The sequence below is a fragment of the Mycobacterium sp. TH-M106 genome, assembly GCF_057473765.1.
Window position 1 is genome coordinate 1 of the sequence record NZ_JBYCLE010000275.1, and the last position, 15,648, is coordinate 15,648.

Consider the following 15,648-nt stretch of genomic DNA (forward strand, 5'->3'; position numbering starts at 1 on the left):
TCACGGCTGCGCCCTGAGAGAAGCCGCCGAGCACCATTCTGGTGTTCGGGCAGTTCGCCGCCGTCGACTCGACGTGGGTGGCCTCGTCTTTGATCCCATCGACGACGGTCCTGGCGAAATCGATGCCTGCGCCGAAATCACTGCTGGCGGCGTAATTGACCGGGTAGACCTCGACCGACCGGCCGCCGGCATCCGAGCGCAGCGCGTCGACGAATGCCTGCCCGACCCCGCCGACACCGGGTGGTTCGCCGGTACCGCGGGCGAACACCACCTCGACGTCGGGACACGGCTGGGCGGATGCACGCGGGGCCGGTGAGCCCAGCAATGCCGCCGAAACCGTCAACAGCACCGTACCGACGACGTGTCTGGCAGGACACCCACTCACGCCGATCACTGGTCGGCGTAACACCGTCAAATTCACCGCTACCCCCAGATGCTTGTCATCCGATCCTGACAAGGTACTCGTGCGCCCAGTATCCAGCATGGCGAACCACTGCTAATCCCGCATCCGCAACACCACCTTGCCCCTGGCAGCACGGTTCTCCAACGCCGCGATCGCCTCGCCGGCCTGCTCCAGCGGGAAGACGTGCGGCTGCGGAGGCGGCACCGCCCCGGAAGCCAGCAGCGGCTCCAGTTGCGTCCACTGCCGGTCCAGGTAATCCGGATGCGACGCCAACCACGCACCCCAGCCCACCCCGACCACGTCGATGTTGTTCAGCAGCAAGCGGTTCACTTTCACCGTCGGGATCTCACCGCCGGTGAAGCCCACCACCAGCAGCCGGCCGCCGGGTGTCAGTGACCGCAGCGAGTCGGTGAACCGATCACCGCCGACCGGGTCGACGACGATGTCGACCCCCCGGCCGCCGGTCAGTTCGCGCACCGCTTCCTTGAATCCTTCTGCTTCCACCGTGTCGGTGGCACCTGCGGCCGTGGCGGTGTCGGCCTTCTCCGCAGTGCTGACCACCGCGATGGTGCGGGCCGCGCCGAGCGCGGACGCCAGCCGCAGCGTCGAGGTACCGATGCCGCCGGCCGCGCCGTGCACCAGCAGCACGTCGCCCGGCGACAACCTGCCCCGTTCGGTCAACGCGAAATGCACCGTGAGGTCGTTGAACAGCAGCCCGGCCCCGGCCTCGAACGACACCGTGTCCGGCAGTTTGAACACCTGTGCAGGAGGCAGGGCGATCACCTGGGCCATCCCGCCGGTCAGCATGGTCAGCGCCGCGACCCGGTCACCGGCGGTGACGGCTGCACCGGCGGGTGCGCTGCGTACGACGCCCGCGGCTTCACCACCGGGCACGAACGGTAGTTCCGCCTTGTGTTGGTAGCGGCCGCGCGACTGCAGCACGTCGGGAAACGCCACCCCGGCGGCGTGCACATCGATGACAACGGCACCATCGCCGGCCGGCTCGTCAAGCTCGACCACCTGCACCGCCTCCGGTCCGTCGAGCCGGGATATCTGTACCGCACGCATGGCAGACTCTTTCTCAGATTCGGACTCAAAAGATACTCAAGAACCTAGACCACCGAGGGTTAGACTCTCCGCGTGGGAACGTCGCCGCATCCGATGGAGCGGCGATGAGTTCACGTCAACCCGGCCGCCGCGGCGCGGCTGGCGGGTTTCCCGCGACGTTGCCGCCGGGACGCACGGTGCCCGTTCGTTCCGCCGACGGCATCCGGTTGCACACCCGGGTGTTCGGGCCGCCGGACGGCTATCCGATCGTGCTGTCGCACGGCATCGTCTGCGCGATCCGAGTGTGGGGATATCAGATTGCCGATCTGGCCCGCGACTATCGGGTGATCGCGTTCGACCACCGCGGCCACGGGCGAAGCGGCATGCCGGCCCGCGGCGGCTACAGTCTGACCCACCTGGCATCCGACCTCGACGCGGTGCTGGAGGCCACCCTCGCACCGGGGGAACGCGCGGTCCTCGCCGGACATTCGATGGGCGGCATGGCCATCGCCGCATGGTCGGATCGATACCGGCACAAGGTCACGCAGCGGGCCGACGCCGTCGCGTTGATCAACACCACCACCGGCGACCTGCTGCGGCACCTGAATCTGCTGCCGGTGCCGCGGCGGTTCGCGTCGGCCCGGGTATTGGTGGCCCGCGGCCTGATCGCGTCGTTCGGCTCGGTTCCCCTGCCGAGTGTGGCGCACCGGCCGACGCGGGACCTGGTGACGATGATGGCGGTTGGCGACGACGCCGATCCGCGCACTGGCGCGTTCATCCACGAACTGTTCGCGACCACGCCGGCGGCCGGGCGGGGCGGCTGCGGCAAGATGCTCGTCGCCGCGTTGGGGGCACAGCACATCGACCTGGCCGGGTTGACGGTGCCGACCCTGGTCATCGGCAGCGAGGGCGACCGGCTGACGCCGATCAGCCAATCCCGTAGAATCGCTGGCAGGGTACCCAATCTGGTCGGGCTGATCGAGTTGTCCGGCGGGCACTGCTCGATGTTGGAACGCCCCACCGAGGTCAACCAGGCGCTACGGACACTCGTCGCGTCGGTGACCGGCTCGGCCGGCAGCCGGCGCGTCGGCTCGTAGCCTGCCGGCCACCTCAGCGGCTGCCCGTATGCCGGAACGCACCGCGCCGTCCAGGAAGCCCGTCCACTCGTCGGCGGTTTCGGTGCCAGCCCAGTGAATCGGCCCGACCGGCTCGCGCAACCACTGCCCGTAGGTGGTCCAGGATCCGGGCGGCACCGCGGCTGTCGGCCCGCCCGGGGCGAACTCTTCACTGCCCCAGCGAAAGTCGAGGTAATCGATCGGTCGTAGCGCTTGGTCGCCGAACAGGGCGGCGAAGCCCTCCAGCGCGAGCCGATGCCGCTGCTCGCCGGGTAGCGCGTCGAAACTGCGGGGGTCGACGAACCCCAGCAGGATGCCGGGCCCTTCCGGCTGAGGGCTGACATCGAACGTGATGACCACCGGGCCGGTGTCGGACAACGCTTCTCCCGAACAACCATCGTTCCGCCAGAAGGGAGTGGGGTAGGCGGCATAGGCCTTGCTCAACCGACCCAGCGGCCAGCACTGGGCGAGCCCCTGAGACCCGGACGGCAGTGCGGGAGTGAACTCGATCCCGGCGCGGTGTGCCGGCGGGATCGCGACGATCGCCGACGCGGAGTCGGCTCGGCCCCGGTCGGAGTGAATGCTCACGCCGGCATCGTGTCGCTCGATGCGGCGCACCGCAGCGTCGGTCACCACTCGGTCACCGAGCTCGGCGGACATCGCTTGCGCAATCTGCTGCGTGCCGGCGGCGAACCGGTCCTGCTGGGCACCGTTTTCGGTGTCGAGCAGCCGGTCCAGACCACCGGCCGCGGCCACGTAGCGGGCGGCGTGCAGCATCGATATGTCATCGATGTCGCAGCCCCAGACCACCTGCGCCGCGATGGCCAGCAGGTCACGTGAGCTGCGGGTGGCGTGTATGGACCGCAGCCAGCTGCCCACCGACTGGCGGTCCAGCTGGCGCGCGCGCCGCGGTTCCCACGGCGCGGCCAGTGGCACACGGCGGGAGAGACGGTTGAATTGCCAGCGCACCCGACCGATGTCGAGCAGCTCCAGCAGCGACAGCCGCGGAATCGTGCCGGAATAGCGGCGCACCCGCCCCCGCCAGCGGATCAGGTTGGCTCCGTCGCAGTACGTTGGGACGGTGACGAATCCCAGGTCGGCGGCCAGGGCCAACACCGCATCCTGGGTGGGGCCGACGAAGGAGCCGCCGAGATCGACTGGCACTCCGGCAATCTCGCCGGTGTACGAACGCCCTCCGACCCGGTCACGTCCCTCTAGCACCACCACGTCGTGCCCGGCGCGCACCAGCTCGCGGGCGGCGGTGAGTCCGGCGAAACCGGCACCCACGACCACGACGTCGACGTTCCACCGTCGTTCGGCCATGACGTTGAGGATAAGCTGACCACACTCATGAACACACTGCCCAGCCAGCGCGCTTCTCCCGCATGAGCCTCGTCATCTCCGATCACGAGCGGGCGGCACTGGCCGAGGCGACACGGTTTTCGCTGCTTGCCGCAGTCACCGGGCGGCGTTCGCGTCGCTTCCCGGTCGGCGGTCACATTCCCACCGGGGCGCTGGCGTTCGCCAGCCGTCGTCCAGCGCAGCCGCTGTCGGAGGTCGAACGTGCACTGCTGTTGTCGGTCACCGGCGGGGTGACGGGTTGGAACTACGGCATCACATATAACCCGAGCTACGCACCGGCGCTACCGAACTATTCGGGCAGTGCCACCGGCCGGGCGTTCCCGTCGGCGGCCGGATTTCACACCAGCCAGTTGTTCTTCACCGACGACACCGGAACCTATCTGCTGCCCACCCGTGACCAACAGCCGCACGCGTTCCACGGTGTCGAGGAGTGGATCGGCCATACCGCGGAATCCTATGTGCAGATTTCGGAGAGCCGGCTCGAAATCCCCCGAGAAGAACCATATATGGAAGGCCACAACATCTGGATCGCGAACCATCCGGGCAGCCTGCTGGCCTTCCCGGTGGCCGACCTCGCCGAACACCTGATGCAAAACCTGTGGTTCTTCGCGGCCAACGGTTACCTGGTCTTCGACGACATTAACAATCGCAAAATCCCCGGCACCGAACGTTTTTCGTTGCTTCGGCATGCCGGCGACCCGATTCCGCTCTCCTTCGTCGAGCAGTACACACTGGCCGAGGCCAGCGCTGAACTGTCCATTGCCGCCAACAACGGGATGCTGACACTGCAGGCGATGGGCCTCGGCGGGTGGATTTTCGACGGACTCGACCGATTGACGGTGCTGGGCGGGTCCGGTGACCCGAGAGCGCCGGGGTTGGGCTTCGTCGCCGACCATGACGACCGCTGGCCCTTTCCGAACGCTACCGGGTTGCCGGGGTATTTCGAAACGCTCAGCCCGCCGCATGTGCCGTCGGTGGCCGCCGGAGTGGAGAAGCTCGTCGCGCGAAAGTACGGTCCCGGTGGGCCGTTTCACTCGGATACGCCGGGTCCCTGGACGGATACATCGGCGGTGCGCGCCTCCTCGCTGCCGCCCGAGGGCATCCAGGACGTGGTCACGGTGGAGGCGTCCTACATCTACGACGCCTTCGGCAAGTTGCCGGGCACCGTACCCACGGTGTACGTGCTGATGTATCTGCAGGCCCAGCATCTCGACACCGACTTCTACGACGAGTTTTTCACCCCCGGCGCCTACCTGCGGACCCACGCCGAGCACCAGGCTCGCTGGCACCGGTAGGGGCCGGTCTACGGCGCCACCGACGACCAGTCGGCAAACCCGGACGGGTCATGACGACCCAGCGCGCCGTGCTCGTAGAGGCCCCAGCCTTCCACCGGATCGCCATACCCGTCGCGGCACAGGGCCCGGCCCACGTGGTCGATGACGCCGATTCCGCTGCGCGCGATGACCTCCGGGTCGGTCATGTCGTAGGTCAGCCGTTCGGTGAACTTCTCGCCCTTCCACATGCCATGCAGCCAATCCGAGTCACCGCCGTATCCGCCACCGACGTGGATCGGCACCGCCAGCTTGGACTCCACCTCGAAGTGCACCGGCATCCCGTCGGGCCGGGTCGCCTGGATCGCAGCTGACGTCGGGATGCGGGTGCCGGGTCGGTAGCGGGTGGCTACGCGCGGCCAGCCCAGCTGCTCGACCCGGCCGTCGCGCCACACCCGGGTGCAGTCGTTGAGGGAGCGGAAACCGTCGGGTTGCTCCTGGATGATCAGCACGACGGCGAAGTCGTCAAACGCCATCGGCAGATACAACCACCACATGCCCTCGAATGGCGGGTCCGCCGGCCGGCCGGCCGGCTCGGGTTCGCCGACCGGGCGGATGCCCCAGGACCGGTCCCGGCTGCCGATCCAGGTCGACGGATCGACGGCGATCTCCTCGCCGTCGATGTTGATCCGCCCGCGCCAACTGCCCAGCTGGGCGAAGCGCTGGGCGTCCAGTGTCACCCGGTTGCCCGACCGCAGCACATGCGGCTGCTCCTGAACCGCGTCGAACAGACACTGCCAGCGCAGATCGACCGCGATGCCCTCGGTTTCCTCGCACACCACCCGCAGTTTGCGCAGCGGCTCGACGACCTCAATGCGGTACGCCCCGACGTGCGGGTGCAGCCGATCCTGGTCGATGGCATCCGAGAAGTGCACCGCGGTCTGCATGTCACCGCGGCGCACCAGCACGAAGGCATCCTTGACGCCAAGATTGGGGTAATAGCCCAGGCCGGTGATCAAAAAGATGTCGCCGGTGCGGTCGTGGGCGTTGAGGTAGGAACGGTCGTAGAAGTTGCGGTCCGACGACCCCGGCCAGGCGATCGGCTGCGGCAGTTGGTGAACCGGGTATTCATCAAGCGGTCCGAGCATCAGTCCTGTTCTCCGATCAGACGTTTGAGCAACCCGGCGTGGTAGAACAGCGACTCCGGGCACATCGTCGGGTTCTCGGGCTTGTCGACTTCACCGAAGTGGATTCGCCGCGCCCCGGTGCGCATGAACACCACCGCCCACATCACCGCTGAGTAGACGTAGAACCAGTGCAGGTCACCAAGTTCCACCCCGCTGAGCCGTTGGTAGGTGCCGCGGACGTCGGCTTCGGTCAGCACGCCGGGCAGCCCGGGCAATGTCGCCAAACCGGCAAGTTCTTGAAACACCAGGTGCGCGAAGATCAACCACGCCACGTCGAGCTCACGCGGTCCCAGCGTCGTCATCTCCCAGTCCAGCACCGCTACCGGCCTGAAGCCGCGGTAGAGCACATTGCCGATCCTGGCGTCGCCCCAGCACAGCACCGGCTGCCCGGCCGCCGCTTCGGCCGGCCAGTGGGCGTCCAGCCACTCGAGAGCACGTTCCAGCAGCGGTGACCGGCCGATGTCGCCCACCGCGAAGTCGTACCAGGACCGCACCCACCCGAAGTGCCGGCGCAGCGCGGTGTCACCCGAGCGGCCCTCGTCCAGGAACGCAAACGTCTTCTCGACACCGGAAATAGAGTGCAGTTCGACGAGTATCGCGACGGTGGCGTCTTGCAGCTCGCGCTGCTGCGTCGTCGATGCGTCGGCGAACCAGTTGCCGCCGAAGGTGTAGGGCATGACGTCGGGCGGCACGACGCCGTCGACGCGGTCCATCAGGAAGAATGGCGTGCCCAACACGTCGCCGGTGGGTTCGATCCAGCGCACCCGCGGCACCGGGACGTCGCTCAGCTCACCCACGCTGCGCATCACGTCGAATTGGTGATCGAGGCGGTAGCTGGGGAAAACCGGTATGTCGTCGGTGGTGGGCGCCACCCGCATCGCCCAGCGCTGTTGCACCGGGATGCCGTCGGCCAGCCAGCGGCCCGAGAGCATGATCGTCTCCGATGACATGCCGTTGGCGTCGACGCCGCTTTCCACGGTGACCTCGAGCGTCACCCCGCCCGGCAACATCGTGGACAGCCAGCGCGCCATGATCGTGGGCAAGACCGTGACGTCGCGGCTGGAACGCTGCAGCCGGCCGACATCCTTGTCGACCGTCGGCCGGGCCTGGTTGGTCTGGTTGGTCACTGTCCCTTCCCCCCTCCCTGAAATTACGATACGATCGGTAGCGTTATGAAACCACACACGCGCGTCGTTGACAAGAATCTCGGGCGGCCCCGCGACCCTCGTATCGACGCTGCCATCCTCCGGGCTGCCGCGGAACTGGTGGTGCAGGTTGGCTATTCGAATCTCACCCTGGCCGCTGTCGCCGAACGCGCCGGGACGACGAAATCCGCGCTGTACCGGCGGTGGCCCAGCAAAGCCGAGTTGGTGCACGAGGCAGCGTTTTCGGTGCCTCCCGGTGCGGTCCCATCGTCGGTTGGCGATACGGCCACCGACATCCGGGCGATGATCACCGGTACCCGCGATGTCTTCACCAGCCCGGTGGTGCGGGCTGCGCTCCCCGGGCTGATTGCCGACATGGCCGGCGACGCGGTGTTGACGGCCCGGGTGCTAGGGCGGTTCGAGGGCGTGTTCGACGTGCTGCGGAGCTGGGTGGCTGAGGCCGTCGACCGCGGCGAAGCGCGCCGCGAGGTCGACCCGGACCGGTTGGTCGAGGTGATCGGGGGAGCCACGTTGTTCGCGCTGCTGCTGCGCCCCGACGAGAACCCCGGGGATAGCTGGGTGGAGCAGACCGGCGACATTGTGACGTACGGAGTGGCGGCCCGAATTTAGGAGTGCAGGCTTGTGGCCCAGGCCAGCCCATGCACAGCTATGGATGAAACACCAACTGTGTATAAGTCGCCTCAGCGCGCGAACTGCACGGCGGCGTCGACCAAGTCCAGCACCGGTGCCGGGATGACGCCCAGCAGGATCGTCACCGCCGCGCACACCGCGATCGTTGCCCTACTCCATATGCTGGGGAGCACCAGGACCGGCGGGTCGGCGGGCGGCTCGGTGAAGAACATGAACACGATCACCCGGAAGTAGAAGTAGGCGGCGGCGGCGCTCATGAGCACGCCGACGACCACCAGCGGCACCGCGTTGCCTTCGGCCGCCGCTGTGAACACGGCGAGCTTGCCGACGAACCCGCCGGTCAACGGAATGCCCGCGAATGACACCAGGAACAGCGCAAACAACAGGCCCACCAGCGGATAACGCCGGCCCAGCCCGCCCCACCGGGTCAGGTCGAGTTCCTCCTCGCCGCTGGCGCGCCGGATCAAGCTCACCACCGCGAACGCGCCGACCGTCGTGAAGCTGTAGGCGATCAGGTAGAACAGCGTCGACGAAACACCCGCCGGGACGTCGGCGAGCAAACCGGTCAGCACGAAGCCGACGTGGGAGATCGACGAGTAGGCCAGCATTCGTTTGATGTCGTTCTGGGTGATCGCGGCGACGGTGCCGACCACCATGGTCAGAATCGAAATCAGCCACAGCAGCGGGCGCCACTGGTCGTGCAGCGCGGGCAGCGCGACATAGACGATGCGCAGCAGCGCGCCGAACGCGGCGACCTTGGTGGCCGCCGCCATGAAACCGGTGATCGGCGTCGGCGCGCCCACGTAGACGTCGGGAATCCAGGAGTGGAATGGCACCGCGCCGACTTTGAAGAACAACCCGATCAACACCAGGCCGGCGCCGACGAGGGCCATCGGGTCGGCGGTGTGCCCGGCCAAGGCCACCCCGACGTCGGGCACCGACAGCGAGCCGGTGGCACCGTAGAGCAGTGCCACACCGAAGAGGAACAGCGCCGACGAGAACGCCCCCAGCAGAAAGTATTTCAGCGCCGCTTCCTGCGACAGCAGGCGGCGGTGCCGGGCCAGCCCGCTCATCAGATACAGCGGCAGCGAAAGAACTTCCAGCGCAACGAACATCGTCAGCAGGTCGTTGGCGGTGGGAAACACCAACATGCCGCCGATAGCCAGCAGGAGCAGCGGGAACACCTCGGTCTGGATCACCCCGGCGCGGGTCGCCTGCATTTCGAGGGCGCCGCCCGGCACCGCGGATGCCTGCGGGGTGAAGCAATCCAGGCCGACGACGGGAGCAGCAGCAGCAGGTGCAGTAGTGGGTGCCATAGCTGCGCCCGGCCCTTGCGGGCCCGCCGGGACACCCGCACCCACGCTGCGCTCCGCGACGAAGATCACCGCCATGATCCCGACCAGCAGCACGGTGCCTTGCAGGATCAGCGCGGGCCGGTCGATCGCCACCGAGCCCAGCACGGCGACGCGGCCGGATTCCGGAAGCGCACGGCCCACCACCACGACGGCGACGAACGCGGCGACCAGCGAGCCGACCGACAGCAGGACCTGGGTGACATAGCGGGCCCGGCGTGGCAGGAACGCCTCGACCAGAACAGCGGTGACCGCTGCGCCGAAGACGATCAGCATCGGCAGCAACAATGCGTATTCGATGTGCGGCGTGGGCATGCTCACCTCGCCCCTTCGGCGGTCAACGCACTCGGATCCGCTTGGCCGATCGTGGTCATGGTGTGGTCGACCCCGCGGTTGACGATGTCCAGCACCGGCTTGGGGTAGAACCCGAGAAACAGCAGCAGCGCGATCAACGGCGCGACGACGACCAATTCGCGTGGCACCAGGTCGCGAATGCGTTCGCTGGCGTGGCTGACCGGACCGGTCATCACGCGCTGGTAAAGCCAGAGCATGTAGATCGACGACAGCACCAGCGCGGTGGCCCCGATCCCCGCCGCCAACCAGTACCGGGGGAAAGTGCCCAGCAGGACCAGGAATTCGCTGATAAACGGAGCCAGGCCCGGCAGCGACAGCGTCGCCATCGCCGCAACCAGGAACGTCCCGGCCAGCACCGGGGCCACCTTCTGCACACCGCCGTAGGCGGCGATCAGCCGGTTACCGCCCCGGCGGGAGATCAGGAAGCCGGCAATGAGGAACACCGCGGCGGTGGACAGCCCGTGGTTGAGCATGTACAGCGTCGAGCCGCTCTGGCCTTGGCTGGTCATCACGAAGATGCCCAGGACGATGAACCCGAAGTGTGAGATGGAGGTGTAGGCGATCAACCGCATGATGTCCGGCTGGCCGATGGCGACCATCGCTCCGTAGACCACGCCGATGACGGCCAGCACCACAATCACGGGCCGGAAATAGACTGCGGCATCCGGGAAGAGCTGCAGGCAGTAGCGCAGCATCCCGAAGGTGCCCACCTTGTCCATCACCGCCATCATCAGCACCGCAGTCGCCGGGGTGGCCTCCACCGCGGCGTCGGGCAACCAGCGGTGGAAAGGCCAGAGCGGCGCCTTGATCGCGAACGCGAACATGAAGCCGGCGAACAACGCCTTGAGCACCCCGGGGTCGACCGCCGTCGAGCCCGGCGAGAACGCCGCAACCACGTCGCGGAAGTCGAACGTGCCAGTCCCGTGCTGGGCGGTCACCACGTAAACACCGATCACCGCGGCCAGCATGACCAGCCCACCGAACAGGTTGTACAGCAAGAACTTCAGCGCCGCTTTCGGAGCCGCGGAGCCGGCGACATTCCCAGCACGGCGTCCACCCCCGAACCCGCCGATCATGAAGTACATCGGGACGAGCATGGCTTCGAAGAACACGTAGAACAGCAGCACGTCCAGCGAGACCAGCGAGATCAGCACCATCGACTCGACCGTCAGCATCAGCGCCGCGTAGAGGTGCGGGCCGCGGCCACGCTCTCCGCCGTCGTGCCAGCCGGCCAGCATCAGCAGCGGTACCAGCCCGGCGGTCAACAGCACCAGCACCACCGCGATGCCGTCCACTCCGAGGGTGTAGCCCGCGCCGAACGACGGTATCCACGAATGGGATTCGACGAACTGGAACTGGGCGCCGGTGGCGGTGCTGTCGAAGCCGACGGTGATTGCGACGGCGACCCCGAGCACCCCGAGGCTCACCGCCACCCCGGTCCACTTGGCCAGCTGCGGTTGCGCAGCCGGCAACACGGCGACCAGCCCGGCGCCGGCCAGCGGCAGCAGCCACAGCAGGCTCAGCAGCGGGATCACAGCTGCACCGCCAGGACCACCGCGACGATCAGGATGGCGCCGACGAGCATCGTCAGTGCGTAGGAGCGAACAAAGCCGGTTTGCAGCTCGCGCAGCCGCTGTGAGGCGCGGCCGACCAGCGTAGCCAGCCCGTTGATCGAGCCGTCGACGCCGCGGTCGTCGACTTCCACCAGCGTTCGCGCCAATTGGTCGCCCGGGCGCATGAACACCTCCTCGTTGACAGCGTCGCCGTAGAGATACTGGCGGGCCGCGACCGTCAGGGCCGAGACGTCGGTGGGCGCGGTGACCGGCACCGGCTTGGTGCCGTACATGCGATAGGCCCACCAACAGCCGACCAGCACGATGGCCAGGGCGACGATCGACGTGACCCACGCCGGAAACGCGTGGGCCGCCTCGTGGATGCCGTCGGGGTTCACCACCGGCTCCAGCCAGCGTTGCAACCTTCCACCGATCGTCAGCAGCCCACCGGAGAAGATCGCGCCGACGGCCAGCAGAATCATCGGAAAGGTCATCACCCGCGGCGCCTCGTGCGGATGCTGCAGGGCCAACTCCGGCGTCACCTCGGTTTCGGTTGTCGCCCAACGCTGCTCACCGGAGAAGGTCATCAACATGATCCGGGTCATGTAGAACGCGGTGATGCCCGCGCCCAGGATCGCGACGCCGGCAAAGGTCATGCCGCGCAGCCCGCCGGCGCCCAGCGCGGCCTCGATGATGGCGTCTTTGGTGTAGAAGCCGGAGAACGGCGGAATCCCGATGATCGCCAGGTAACAGAACCCGAACGTGGCAAACGTCACCGGAAGGAAAGCACGCAGCGCGCCGTAGTGGCGCATGTTCTGCTCGTCGTGCATGCCGTGCATCACCGCGCCGGAGCCCAGGAACAGTCCGGCCTTGAAGAAGCCGTGGCTGAGCAGGTGCAGGATCGCGAACGCGTAGCCCGCCGCGCCGAGGCCGGCGGCCAGCACCATGTACCCGATCTGGCTGACCGTCGATCCGGCCAATGCGCGTTTGATGTCGTCGTGGGCGCAACCGATGACAGCGCCGAACACCAAGGTGAACGCGCCGACGATGACGACCGTCAACCGGGCATCCGGCGACAGGTCGTAGAGCGGGCCGGACCGCACGATCAGATACACCCCGGCCGTCACCATGGTGGCGGCGTGGATCAGCGCCGACACCGGGGTCGGGCCTTCCATCGCGTCGAACAGCCAGGCCTGCAGCGGCACCTGGGCCGACTTGGCGCACGCCCCCAAAAGCAGCAGCAGCCCGATGGCGGTGGTCAGACCGCTTGGCCCGGCTGCCCGGGCGGCGGTGAACACCCCGTCGAACTGCAGCGTGTGGAAGCTCGCGAACATCGCGAACATCGCCAGCGACAATCCGAAGTCACCGACCCGGTTGGACACGAAGGCTTTTTTGCCCGCGGTGGCGGCGGCGGGTCGCTGGTACCAGAAGCCGATCAGCAGATACGACGCCAGGCCCACACCTTCCCAGCCCACATAGAGGCCCAGGTAGTTGTCGGAGACCACCAGCAGCAGCATTGATGCGACGAACAGGTCCATGTAGGCGAAGTACCGTCTGCGGTCGGGGTCGGCGGCCATGTAGCCGATCGAGTAGATCAGGATCAGCGAGCCGACGCCACTGATCAGCAGCACGAAGCAGATCGACAGCTGGTCGACGAGGATCCCGAAGTTGACGTGCAGTGCCGCGACCGGAACCCAGTCGAACAGCCTCACGTGGATGCTCTTGTCGGTGCCCGGCCGGCCGAGCATCTCGGCCAGCATCGTCAGCCCGATCGCGAACGACCCGAGCACGGTGGCGCACCCGAGGAGGTGCCCCCACCGGTCACTGCCCCGGCCGGCGATCAGCAGGAGCAGCGCCCCCGCCGACGGCAGCGCCACCAGCAGCCAGCTCAGGTGCGTCAGATATGTCACGGGGTGGTCAACCTCTCCTAGCTTCTTCTAGCCGCGCAGCAGGTTCGCGTCGTCCACCGAGGCGGATCGCCGGGCACGGAAGATCGTCATGATGATGGCCAAGCCGATCACCACCTCGCAGGCGGCGACCACCATCGTGAAGAATGCGACCATCTGGCCGTCGAGCAGACCATGCAGTCGGGCGAAGGTGACGAACGCCAGGTTGGCCGCGTTCAGCATCAGCTCGATGCACATGAACATCACAATCGCGTTGCTGCGCAACAACACACCGGCGGCGCCGATGGTGAACAGCAGCGCCGAAAGATACAGGTAGTTAGCTGGGTTCATCCACCCTGTCCTTTCCGAAACCATCGTCACCGGCGGGTGTTGATGGCGCCGCCTCCTCCTCATCGCTTCGCTCTGCATCGTCACCGGCGCGAGCCGCGTTGCCGGACTTGCCCACCCAGCGATGCGTCAGCGTGTCCGACACCGACAGGGCCGAGTAGGAGCCGTCGGGCAGCAGCGCGGCGATGTCCACCGCGTTGTGGCGGGCGTAGACGCCCGGAGTCGGCAGCGGAGTGGGGTGGTGGCCGTGCTGGAAGCGCCGGATGGACAACTCCCGCTGCGTCGGACGCGGGACGACCCGCTCCCGGTGCGCCAACACCATCGCCGCGAGGACCGCGGTGATCAACAACGCGCCGGTCAGCTCGAAGGCCCACAGGTAACGCGTGAAGATCAACGCTGCCAGGCCTTCCACGTTCCCGTCGGCGTTGGCCGCCGCCAGACCGGTGAATTGCATCGTCACGCTGCCGATCCCGGCGACCAGCAGCACGCCGAAGCCGATCCCGGCGGTCACCGCGGCGACCCGTTGCCCGTGCAGCGTCTCGACCAGCGACTCCGCCGAGTCGACCCCGATCAGCATCACCACGAACAGGAACAGCATCATCACCGCGCCGGTGTAGACGACGACCTGCACCACACCGAGGAACATCGCGTCCTGGACGAGGTAGAACACCGCCAGGATGAGCATCGTCATTGCCAGGAACATCGCCGAATACACCGCTTTGGTGGCCGTCACGACGCCCACCGCGCCGACGAGCGCCAGCGCACCCAGAAGCCAGAACATCACCGCCTCACCGGTGGTGGTGCGGACGAGCACGTCGGCAGCCAGCAGCGTCATCAGGCCTTACCTTGTTTCTTGCGGTCCAGGAGCACGAACAGATCCGGGTTGTCACTCAAGCCGTCCGCGGTGACGTTGCCCAGGTAGTAGTCCCTGTCGGTGGCCTTGGGCGGCATCGGATGCGGCGGCGCGGTCATCCCGGGTTCCAGCGGCGCGAGCAACATCTCCCGGTCGTAGATCATGTCGGCGCGGTTGTCGGCGGCCATCTCGTAGTCGTTGGTCATGGTCAGCGCCCGGGTCGGGCAGGCCTCGATGCAATACCCGCAACCGATGCAGCGCAGGTAGTTGATCTGGTAGACGCGGCCGTAGCGTTCCCCTGGCGAGTAGCGTTCCTCGTCGGTGTTGTCGGCGGCCTCGACGTAGATGGCATCGGCAGGGCAGGCCCACGCGCAGAGTTCGCAGCCGATGCACTTCTCCAGGCCGTCTTCGTAGCGGTTGAGCTGATGACGGCCGTGGTAGCGCCGCGCGGTCGGTTTCTTGCGTTCGGGGTAGCCGTCGTTCATCGGCTTTCCGAGCATCGTCCGGAATGTGACACCGAAGCCGGCTAAGGCGTCCTTGAAGTTACCCACGGGCGTCCTCCTTGGTATCGAGGGGCGGGCGGGTTGCGGCGACAGGATCGGGATAGCGCTGCGGCTGCTGCGCCAACTGTGGCGTCGGGAATCCCGGGAATTCACTGTCGGAGACGACGGTGGTGCGGGCCGGCAGGACTCTGATCGGATCGCCGGTGATCGTGCTGAACCGGCGCCGGTGCAGATACGTCAGCAACACCAGGGTGGTGGCCGTGCTGACGACGACCAGAATGGCTTCCCAGTGCGGGTTGCCGGCGTCGCGCAGGCTGCGGAACGCGGCGGCGACGATCACCCACGCCAGCGCCAGCGGGATGAGGACCTTCCAGCCCAGCGCCATGAACTGGTCATAGCGCAGCCGCGGCAGGGTGGCGCGCAGCCAGATGTAGACGAAGATGAACCCCCACAGCTTGGCGGTGAACCACAGCAGCGGCCACCAGCCCTGGTCGGCGCCGGCCCACATGTTGAACGGCCACGGCGCGTGCCAGCCGCCGAAGAACAGCGTGACGGCCAGCGCGGAGACCGTGGTCATGTTGATGTACTCGGCGAGGAAGAACAGCGCGAACTTCAGCG

Annotated in this window: 15 protein-coding genes; 3 read left to right on the forward strand and 12 right to left on the reverse strand. The window is 67.3% G+C overall.

The features are described 5' to 3' along the window. Window positions 1-349 (reverse strand): cutinase family protein (locus AC2VOP_RS09495; RefSeq protein ID WP_486960715.1); only part of this gene is annotated, 349 nt, incomplete at its 3' end. Between the two features lie 147 nt (window positions 350-496). Further along, window positions 497-1,471 carry an NADPH:quinone oxidoreductase family protein gene (locus AC2VOP_RS09500; protein ID WP_486960716.1) on the reverse strand — a complete coding sequence of 325 codons (975 nt, stop codon included), beginning with the start codon at window positions 1,469-1,471 and terminating at the stop codon, window positions 497-499. A 104-nt stretch (window positions 1,472-1,575) separates the two neighbouring features. Between AC2VOP_RS09500 and AC2VOP_RS09505 the strand changes: the two genes are divergently transcribed. Then, window positions 1,576-2,547 carry an alpha/beta fold hydrolase gene (locus AC2VOP_RS09505; protein WP_486960717.1) on the forward strand — a complete coding sequence of 324 codons (972 nt, stop codon included), beginning with the start codon at window positions 1,576-1,578 and terminating at the stop codon, window positions 2,545-2,547. On the opposite strand, the gene AC2VOP_RS09510 is transcribed toward AC2VOP_RS09505, so the two are convergent. After that, window positions 2,488-3,888, reverse strand: a complete 1,401-nt coding sequence (locus AC2VOP_RS09510) for a flavin monoamine oxidase family protein (protein ID WP_486960718.1) — start codon at window positions 3,886-3,888, stop codon at window positions 2,488-2,490. The two genes, AC2VOP_RS09505 and AC2VOP_RS09510, sit on opposite strands and share 60 nt — an antisense overlap. A 62-nt stretch (window positions 3,889-3,950) precedes the next feature. Between AC2VOP_RS09510 and AC2VOP_RS09515 the strand changes: the two genes are divergently transcribed. Then, the gene (locus AC2VOP_RS09515; RefSeq protein WP_486960719.1) at window positions 3,951-5,222 is read left to right on the forward strand and encodes a hypothetical protein; all 1,272 of its coding nucleotides are present in this window, start codon (window positions 3,951-3,953) and stop codon (window positions 5,220-5,222) included. A gap of 8 nt (window positions 5,223-5,230) precedes the next feature. Here the strand turns inward: AC2VOP_RS09515 and AC2VOP_RS09520 are convergent, their stop codons facing one another. Next, entirely contained in the window at window positions 5,231-6,346 is a 1,116-nt protein-coding gene (locus tag AC2VOP_RS09520) for an Rv3169 family protein (protein ID WP_486960720.1), read from the reverse strand. Further along, window positions 6,346-7,512 carry a phosphotransferase family protein gene (locus tag AC2VOP_RS09525; protein WP_486960721.1) on the reverse strand — a complete coding sequence of 389 codons (1,167 nt, stop codon included), beginning with the start codon at window positions 7,510-7,512 and terminating at the stop codon, window positions 6,346-6,348. Before AC2VOP_RS09525 ends, AC2VOP_RS09520 begins: the two co-directional genes overlap by 1 nt. Before the next feature lie 45 nt (window positions 7,513-7,557). Between AC2VOP_RS09525 and AC2VOP_RS09530 the strand changes: the two genes are divergently transcribed. Beyond that, window positions 7,558-8,160, forward strand: coding sequence for a TetR/AcrR family transcriptional regulator (locus AC2VOP_RS09530; RefSeq protein WP_486960722.1), 603 nt, complete (start codon window positions 7,558-7,560; stop codon window positions 8,158-8,160). A 71-nt stretch (window positions 8,161-8,231) separates the two neighbouring features. Here AC2VOP_RS09530 and nuoN read toward each other — a convergent pair whose 3' ends face one another. From nuoN to AC2VOP_RS09565, 7 genes are all read right to left on the reverse strand, one after another. Next, entirely contained in the window at window positions 8,232-9,854 is a 1,623-nt protein-coding gene (nuoN, locus tag AC2VOP_RS09535; protein ID WP_486960723.1) for an NADH-quinone oxidoreductase subunit NuoN, read from the reverse strand. Further along, window positions 9,851-11,422: an NADH-quinone oxidoreductase subunit M gene (locus AC2VOP_RS09540; protein WP_486960724.1), complete on the reverse strand. Its 1,572-nt coding sequence runs from the start codon at window positions 11,420-11,422 to the stop codon at window positions 9,851-9,853. Before AC2VOP_RS09540 ends, nuoN begins: the two co-directional genes overlap by 4 nt. Beyond that, on the reverse strand, window positions 11,419-13,350 hold the full coding sequence (gene nuoL, locus AC2VOP_RS09545; protein WP_486960725.1) for an NADH-quinone oxidoreductase subunit L: 1,932 nt from the start codon (window positions 13,348-13,350) through the stop codon (window positions 11,419-11,421). The genes AC2VOP_RS09540 and nuoL overlap by 4 nt, the downstream gene beginning before the upstream one ends. Before the next feature lie 27 nt (window positions 13,351-13,377). Beyond that, window positions 13,378-13,677, reverse strand: coding sequence for an NADH-quinone oxidoreductase subunit NuoK (nuoK, locus tag AC2VOP_RS09550; protein WP_486960726.1), 300 nt, complete (start codon window positions 13,675-13,677; stop codon window positions 13,378-13,380). After that, on the reverse strand, window positions 13,664-14,509 hold the full coding sequence (locus AC2VOP_RS09555) for an NADH-quinone oxidoreductase subunit J (RefSeq protein ID WP_486960727.1): 846 nt from the start codon (window positions 14,507-14,509) through the stop codon (window positions 13,664-13,666). The genes nuoK and AC2VOP_RS09555 overlap by 14 nt, the downstream gene beginning before the upstream one ends. Beyond that, window positions 14,509-15,027 carry an NADH-quinone oxidoreductase subunit NuoI gene (gene nuoI, locus AC2VOP_RS09560; RefSeq protein WP_486960729.1) on the reverse strand — a complete coding sequence of 173 codons (519 nt, stop codon included), beginning with the start codon at window positions 15,025-15,027 and terminating at the stop codon, window positions 14,509-14,511. Before nuoI ends, AC2VOP_RS09555 begins: the two co-directional genes overlap by 1 nt. Window positions 15,028-15,070: 43 nt before the next feature. Beyond that, the coding region (locus tag AC2VOP_RS09565; RefSeq protein ID WP_486960728.1) for an NADH-quinone oxidoreductase subunit H at window positions 15,071-15,648 on the reverse strand (578 nt) is incomplete at its 5' end.

Excerpts from the sequence above, each read along its gene's own strand:
- AC2VOP_RS09555 (WP_486960727.1), bottom strand. The coding sequence starts at position 14,509 with ATGACGCTGCTGGCTGCCGACGTGCTCGTCCGCACCACCACCGGTGAG.
- AC2VOP_RS09530 (WP_486960722.1), top strand. The coding sequence starts at position 7,558 with ATGAAACCACACACGCGCGTCGTTGACAAGAATCTCGGGCGGCCCCGC.
- nuoK (WP_486960726.1), bottom strand. The coding sequence starts at position 13,677 with ATGAACCCAGCTAACTACCTGTATCTTTCGGCGCTGCTGTTCACCATC.
- AC2VOP_RS09505 (WP_486960717.1), top strand. The coding sequence starts at position 1,576 with ATGAGTTCACGTCAACCCGGCCGCCGCGGCGCGGCTGGCGGGTTTCCC.
- AC2VOP_RS09515 (WP_486960719.1), top strand. The coding sequence starts at position 3,951 with ATGAGCCTCGTCATCTCCGATCACGAGCGGGCGGCACTGGCCGAGGCG.
- AC2VOP_RS09520 (WP_486960720.1), bottom strand. The coding sequence starts at position 6,346 with ATGCTCGGACCGCTTGATGAATACCCGGTTCACCAACTGCCGCAGCCG.
- AC2VOP_RS09510 (WP_486960718.1), bottom strand. The coding sequence starts at position 3,888 with ATGGCCGAACGACGGTGGAACGTCGACGTCGTGGTCGTGGGTGCCGGT.
- AC2VOP_RS09500 (WP_486960716.1), bottom strand. The coding sequence starts at position 1,471 with ATGCGTGCGGTACAGATATCCCGGCTCGACGGACCGGAGGCGGTGCAG.
- nuoI (WP_486960729.1), bottom strand. The coding sequence starts at position 15,027 with ATGCTCGGAAAGCCGATGAACGACGGCTACCCCGAACGCAAGAAACCG.